We start from the raw sequence: 2,053 nt of genomic DNA on the forward strand, positions 1-2,053 counted from the left end.
TTGGATAAATAGATATATGATTGAAAACTTAGTATTATTTGCAACCAATAAAAGTTTAGATATAGTAGAATGTAAATTTATAAGTGTTCATGATAGAAAAGAAATAAAAGATGAAGTTAATGTTGGTGAATGTAAAATATTTAGTAATATTGAAGCTTTAGAAAATCATTTTAATGGAGAAGGATTATATAGATGTGTATGGAATAAGCTTTATAAAAAATATTTATTTGATGATTTAGCATTTCCAAAAGGAAAAGTAGCAGAAGATCTTCATACAACATATAAGTTGTTTTTTAAAGCCAATAAAGTTGGACTTATTGATTTTGTAGGTTACTACTATTATATAAGAGAAAATAGCATAATGGGAAAAGGTGGATTAAAACTAATTATATCAACTTATGAAGGGGTAAAAGATCAAAATGAATTTATATCAGAAAATGCAAATATATTAAAGCTTAAAATTAATGATATTTATTTTAGAACATTAATTAAGACATTTTCTTATTTAGAAAATTACACAGGAGCAGAAAACATAGAAAAATATAAAATTGAAGTAAGTAATGAATTAAAAAGAAAGGATATAGAAATTAAAGGTAAACTTAATATCCTTAAGTTAGGATTTAATATTATACCACAGTTAACATCAAAAGTAGTACAAAAGTTAGTTAATGAAAGGGAAAGATAATTTAGGAGGAAGTATGAGAGGAGAAATAAGCATTATAGTTCCAGTATATAATGTAGAAAAATATTTATCTCAATGTATAGAGTCAATTATAAATCAAAATTATAAAAATATAGAAATAATATTAGTTAATGATGGTTCTACTGATAAAAGTGGAGATATATGTGATAGTTATTCATTAAAAGATAATAGAATAAAAGTGATTCATAAGAAAAATGAAGGTGTAAGTATTGCAAGAAATACTGGGTTAAAAGTAGCAACAGGAGAATATATTGCTTTTGTAGATGGTGATGATTTTGTTCATGAAGATATTTACACAAAATTAATTAATATTATTAATAACTCAAAATATGATTTAGTTATGTGTAGATTTTATAGAAGTTTTTTTAATGGGGAAAACAAAATAGAAGATGAGCCATTAGAAGAAGGAGAATATGAAAGAAATGAAGTTTTTGAAAAGTTAATATTACCTATGATAGGAAATGACTTTAAGAATACTGGAAAAACATTAATTATGGGAACTACTTGTAGATGTTTATATAAAAAAGAAATAATTAAAAAAAATAAAATAGAATTTCCGGTAATAAAGATTGCTGAGGATATGTTGTTTCATTTAAATTATCTTGGATATTGTAATTATGTTTATGTAGAAAAAGAACCACTTTATTATTATAGATATAATAATAATTCTGCTACTAAAAAATATATAACAGATTTATGGGACACATTAAGTAGACAGTTAACTATGGTAAATGATGATTTGAGAAAGTTTGGGTTATTAAATGAAAAGAGTAAAGAACGAATAGAATCAAATACTTTCTATTTTATTTCTTGGTGTTTTACTAATGAATGTCATCCTAGTAATACTAAAGAATATAAAAATATAGTAAAAGAAATGAAAAAAATATCAGATACAAAGTATTTTAAAGAAGCTTTTACTTGGAAAAATATAATGACAGCTCCTTTTAAGGAGAGATGTATATTTATTTGTATTAAATTAAGACTATACAAGCTAGTTTATATTTATAATAATAGAAAATTAAATATAGCTAATTTAAATAATGAGGTTATATATGAGTAGTAAAAAAAAGAAAGTATTGTATTTCTTAAATGATTTAGCTAATGGAGGAATAGAAACCTTTTGTATAAATGTAAACAAAAATATTAATAGAAATAAATATAATATAGATTATTTCTTAACCATAGGAAAACATGAGTATTATAAAGACGAAACATTTAAGTTATCATTATATCCGTCACGATGAGGAAGGCAATGTGGAGGGAGAGGTTCCAGCGGTAAAGGATGTGAACCTTTCTGTGGAGCCGGGCGAATTTATTGCGATCCTGGGACATAACGGTTCCGGAAAGTCC

4 protein-coding genes are annotated in these 2,053 nt (G+C 24.4%); all 4 read left to right on the forward strand.

Features of this window, described 5'->3' with window-relative positions; genetic code table 11:
• A partial coding sequence (locus Q0F58_RS19190) for a hypothetical protein (protein ID WP_294379656.1) occupies nucleotides 1-685 on the forward strand: 685 nt, incomplete at its 5' end.
• 13 nt (nucleotides 686-698) lie between these two features.
• On the forward strand, nucleotides 699-1,763 hold the full coding sequence (locus Q0F58_RS19195) for a glycosyltransferase (RefSeq protein WP_294379657.1): 1,065 nt from the start codon (nucleotides 699-701) through the stop codon (nucleotides 1,761-1,763).
• Nucleotides 1,756-1,947 carry a hypothetical protein gene (locus Q0F58_RS19200; protein ID WP_294379661.1) on the forward strand — a complete coding sequence of 64 codons (192 nt, stop codon included), beginning with the start codon at nucleotides 1,756-1,758 and terminating at the stop codon, nucleotides 1,945-1,947. The genes Q0F58_RS19195 and Q0F58_RS19200 overlap by 8 nt, the downstream gene beginning before the upstream one ends.
• Nucleotides 1,895-2,053, forward strand: a 159-nt coding sequence (locus tag Q0F58_RS19205; protein ID WP_294379659.1) for an ATP-binding cassette domain-containing protein, incomplete at its 3' end; no start/stop codon positions are given. The genes Q0F58_RS19200 and Q0F58_RS19205, both read left to right, overlap by 53 nt.

Source organism: uncultured Clostridium sp. (genome assembly GCF_934754915.1).
Taxonomy (GTDB): domain Bacteria; phylum Bacillota; class Clostridia; order Clostridiales; family Clostridiaceae; genus Clostridium.